The following is a 4,937-nucleotide window of genomic DNA, read 5'->3' on the forward strand; positions in this document are numbered from 1 at the left end:
GTCTGGGGGCGGAGCCCCCAGGTACGGGATGGGACGGGTAGGGGCGGCGGGGGCGAAAAACCCCTCGCCGCCCCCACAGCCTCACAGGCCGTACCGCTCCCGGGCCTCCTTCACCGCCGAGGCCTGGACCTCGCCGCGGCCGGCGAGCTGGGCCAGGGCCGCGACGACGACCGACTGGGCGTCGACACCGAAGTGGCGGCGGGCCGCCTCACGGGTGTCGGAGAGACCGAAGCCGTCCGCGCCGAGCGAGGAGTAGTCCTGCTCGACCCACTGCGCGATCTGGTCCGGGACCTGGCGCATGTAGTCCGAGACCGCGAGGACCGGGCCCTCGGCGCCGTGCAGCACCTGCCGGACGTACGGCACGCGCTCCTCGCCGCGCAGCAGCGCCGCGTCCGCCTCAAGGGCGTCACGCCGCAGCTCGGTCCAGGACGTCGCGGACCACACGTCGGCGGCCACGCCCCACTCCTCCGCGAGCAGCTTCTGCGCCTGGAGGGTCCAGTGGATCGCCGTGCCGGAGGCCAGCAGCTGAATGCGCGGTGCGTTGGCGGCCTGAACGTCGAGTCCCGCCGACTCCGCCGTGTTGAAGCGGTACAGGCCCTTGACGATGCCCTCGTCGACGCCGGGCGCGGCGGGCTTCGCGGGCTGCGGCATCGGCTCGTTGTAGACGGTGAGGTAGTAGAAGACGTTCGGGTCCTCGCCCGGCGCGGCCTCGCCGTACATCCGGCGCAGACCGTCCCGCACGATCGCCGCCACCTCGTACGCGAACGCCGGGTCGTACGTCAGCGCCGCCGGGTTGGTCGCGGCGATGACGGGGGAGTGGCCGTCGGCGTGCTGCAGGCCCTCGCCCGTCAGCGTCGTACGACCGGCCGTGGCGCCGACCAGGAAACCGCGGCCGAGCTGGTCGCCGAGCTGCCACATCTGGTCGGCCGTGCGCTGCCAGCCGAACATCGAGTAGAAGATGTAGAAGGGGATCATGGCCTCGCCGTGCGTCGCGTACGACGTGGACGCGGCGATGAAGTCCGCCATCGAACCGGCCTCGGTGATCCCCTCGTTGAGGATCTGGCCGTCCTGGGCCTCCTTGTAGTACATCAGCTGGTCGCGGTCGACCGGCTCGTACGTCTGGCCCTTCGGCGAGTAGATGCCGAGGGACGGGAAGAGCGACTCCATGCCGAAGGTGCGCGCCTCGTCGGGGACGATCGGCACCCAGCGCCTGCCGGTCTGCTTGTCGCGGACCAGGTCCTTGATCAGGCGGACGAAGGCCATGGTCGTCGCCACGCTCTGCGAGCCGGAGCCCTTGTCGAACGAGGTGAACGCCTTCTCCGCGGGCGCGGGCAGCGGCGCGAGCGCGTGCGTGCGGCGGGCCGGGGCCGGGCCGCCGAGGGCCGCGCGGCGCTCCTGGAGGTAGCGCACCTCGGGGGCGTCGGCGCCCGGGTGGCCGTAGGGCACCACACCGTCGACGAACTGGCTGTCGGAGATGGGCAGTTCGAGCAGGTCACGCATCTGCTGGAACTCGTCCACCGTCAGCTTCTTCATCTGGTGGTTGGCGTTCTTGGAGGCGAAGCCCTTGCCGAGCGTGAAGCCCTTCACCGTCTGGGCGAGGATCACGGTCGGGGCGCCCTTGTGCTCGACCGCGGCCTTGTACGCGGCGTACACCTTGCGCGCCTCGTGTCCGCCCCGGGAGAGGTGGAAGCACTCGAGGATCTTGTCGTCGCTCAGCAGCTTCGCCATCTCGGCGAGCGCCGGGTCCTTGCCGAAGAAGTCCTCGCGGATGTAGGCGGCGTCGCGGGTCTGGTACGTCTGCACCTGCGCGTCGGGTACCTCGCGCAGCCGGCGTACGAGCGCGCCCGTGGTGTCGAGCTGGAACAGTTCGTCCCAGGCGGAGCCCCACAGCGACTTGACGACGTTCCAGCCGGCGCCGCGGAACTGGGCCTCCAGCTCCTGCACGATCTTGAAGTTGGCGCGGACCGGGCCGTCGAGGCGCTGCAGGTTGCAGTTGATGACGAAGGTCAGGTTGTCGAGACCCTCGCGGGAGGCCAGCGCGAGTGCGGCCGTGGACTCCGGCTCGTCCATCTCGCCGTCGCCGAGGAACGCCCACACGTGGGACTGCGAGACGTCCTTGATGCCGCGGCTGGTGAGATAGCGGTTGAAGCGCGCCTGATAGATGGCGGAGAGCGGGCCGAGGCCCATCGACACCGTCGGGAACTCCCACAGCCAGGGCAGGCGGCGCGGGTGCGGGTAGGAGGGCAGGCCGTTGCCGCCGGCCTCCTGACGGAAGTTGTCGAGGTGCTGCTCGGTCAGCCGGCCGTCGAGGAAGGCGCGGGCGTAGATGCCGGGGGAGGCGTGGCCCTGGATGTAGAGCTGGTCGCCCGAGCCATCACCCTCCTTGCCCTTGAAGAAGTGGTTGAAGCCCGTCTCGTAGAGCCAGGCGGCGGAGGCGAAGGTGGCGATGTGGCCGCCGACGCCGTGTTTGCTGCCGCGGGTCACCATCGCGGCCGCGTTCCAGCGGTTCCACGCGGTGATACGGCGCTCCATCTCCTCGTCGCCGTCCACGGTGGGCTCGGCGGCGGTGGGGATGGTGTTGACGTAGTCCGTCTCGAGCAGCTTGGGCAGCGCGAGTCCGCCCGCCTCGGCGCGCTCCAGCGTGCGGCGCATCAGATACGCGGCGCGGTGCGGCCCGGCCGCCTTCGTGACGGCGTCCAGGGAGGCCTGCCATTCGGCGGTCTCCTCGGGATCGCGGTCCGGGATCTGATCGAGCGCGCTCGGCTGGATTGCGGTGGGGTCGGTCATTGCGCCGCCTTCCGGATGCGGAGGGGGGTTCCCTCATCGGTAAGGGGTTGGGGGTGTGCCCTTTGTCTTTGGCAGGACAGGGCGGCGGGCTGTGGTGGCAGCCCGTCGGTGACTGTAACTCCCTGATCGATGATCGATCAAAGGGTTGAGAGGCAAAACCTCTTGATCACGAGAAAGTCGGCACGGGGTGTCTCGGCGCAGGGCACCGCGTGCCTGGTTTTTGCAGGTGGGGCGACTTCTGAGCGGTACCCCGCTCCCTTGCGGGAGCGCCCTCAGAGCGCCGGAGCGGCTACGGCAGTTCGTTTCCGGTCCGCGGCGCGCAGCCCAGGACATGGGCCTTGACCAGCTCCGGGATCAGCGGATCACGGCGCCTGAACGCAGCCACCAGCGCCTCGTGCTCCTCGGCGTAGGACTGCTGGACCGTGCCCAGCCACCGGATCGACAGCGCCGTGAAGACCTCGATCCCCAGGCCTTCCCAGGTGTGGAGGAGGACCGAGTTGTCCGCGGCGCGGACCAGCTCCCGGTGGAAGGCGACCGTGTGACGGACCTGGGCCGTGCCGTCGGCGTGCCGGTCGGCCTCGTACAGCGCGGCTACATGCGGCTCCAGGGCCGAGCAGTCGTCGGCGAGCCGGTCGGCCGCGAGCTCCGCCGCGATGGCCTCCAGACCCGCTCGTACGGGGTAGCTCTCCTCCAGATCCGCGGCGGTCAGGTTCCGTACACGTACGCCCTTGTTGGGTGCCGACTCGATCAGCCGCAGCGACTCCAGCTCGCGCAGCGCCTCCCGTACGGGGGTCTGGCTGACCTCGAGCTCCGTCGCGATCCGCCGCTCCACGATCCGCTCGCCCGGCTTCCAGCGCCCGCTCACGATCCCCTCCACGATGTGCTCGCGGATCTGCTCGCGCAGCGAGTGGACGACGGGCGCGGTCATGAGAGCTCCTTAGGGCGTTGACTTTCTAGACAATACGGCCGCGTCGTCGCCGGTGAGGGGCGCACGGGGGCGCTTTGGTGCAGGTGAGACGAGACTTACACGTCACCAGGGACAGCTCCATGGGTGAAGCGACAGTGCCCCCGCCCCTTCGGTGGAAGGGACGGGGGCACTGTGCGTGACCGGGTTACAGGCCGAGTTCGACCTCGAACTCGCCCGCCTCCAGGATGGCCTTGACCGTCGTCAGGTAGCGGGCGGCGTCCGCGCCGTCCACCAGACGGTGGTCGTAGGACAGCGTCAGGTACGTCATGTCGCGGATGCCGATGACGGTGCCCTCGGCGGTCTCGATGACGGCCGGACGCTTCACCGTGGCACCGATGCCCAGGATCGCGACCTGGTTCGGCGGCACGATGATCGTGTCGAAGAGCGCGCCGCGCGAGCCGGTGTTGCTGACGGTGAAGGTCGCGCCGGACAGCTCGTCCGGAGTGATCTTGTTCGCCCGGACCTTGCCCGCCAGGTCGGCGGTGGCCTTCGCGATACCGGCGAGGTTCAGGTTGCCCGCGCCCTTGATGACCGGCGTCATCAGACCCTTCTCGGAGTCGACGGCGATGCCGATGTTCTCCGAGTCGAAGTACGTGATGGTGCCCTCGTCCTCGTTGATCCGGGCGTTGATGACCGGGTGGGCCTTCAGCGCCTGGGCCGCCGCCTTCACGAAGAACGGCATCGGGGAGAGCTTGACGCCCTCGCGGGCGGCGAAGGAGTCCTTCGCCTGACCGCGCAGCTTCATCAGCTTGGTGATGTCGACCTCGACGACCGAGGACAGCTGGGCCTGCTCGTGCAGGGCCTTCACCATGTTGTCGCCGATGACCTTGCGGATGCGGGTCATCTTGACCGTCTGGCCGCGGAGCGGGGAGACCTCCAGGGCCGGGGCCTTCTTGGCGGCCGGGGCGGCGGCGGCCGGAGCCGGCGCAGCGGCGGCGGCCTTCGCGGCCTCGGCGGCGGCGATGACGTCCTGCTTGCGGATGCGGCCACCGACGCCGGTGCCCTTGACGCCGGCCAGGTCGACGCCGTTCTCGGCGGCGAGCTTGCGCACCAGCGGGGTCACGTACGCACCCTCGTCGGTGGGCTGGGCAGCGGCGGGCGCAGCCGGAGCCGGAGTGACCGGCGCGGGTGCGGGAGCCGGAGGAGCGGGCTGGGCCGGAACCGGGGCGGTGGGGGCCGGAGC

General features: G+C 70.3%; 3 protein-coding genes. All 3 read right to left on the bottom strand.

Annotated elements, in window-relative coordinates; translation table 11 throughout:
- Positions 1-81: 81 nt before the first annotated feature.
- Positions 82-2,787 (bottom strand): pyruvate dehydrogenase (acetyl-transferring), homodimeric type, encoded by a 2,706-nt coding sequence (gene aceE, locus FGD71_RS35520; protein ID WP_119104668.1) that lies wholly within the window; start codon positions 2,785-2,787, stop codon positions 82-84.
- A 289-nt stretch (positions 2,788-3,076) separates the two neighbouring features.
- Entirely contained in the window at positions 3,077-3,715 is a 639-nt protein-coding gene (locus FGD71_RS35525; protein WP_119104669.1) for a GntR family transcriptional regulator, read from the bottom strand.
- A gap of 184 nt (positions 3,716-3,899) precedes the next feature.
- Positions 3,900-4,937, bottom strand: a 1,038-nt coding sequence (gene sucB / locus FGD71_RS35530; protein WP_119104670.1) for a 2-oxoglutarate dehydrogenase, E2 component, dihydrolipoamide succinyltransferase, incomplete at its 5' end; no start/stop codon positions are given.

Origin of the sequence: Streptomyces sporangiiformans (assembly GCF_005768555.2) — a bacterium.
GTDB lineage: Bacteria > Actinomycetota > Actinomycetes > Streptomycetales > Streptomycetaceae > Streptomyces > Streptomyces sporangiiformans.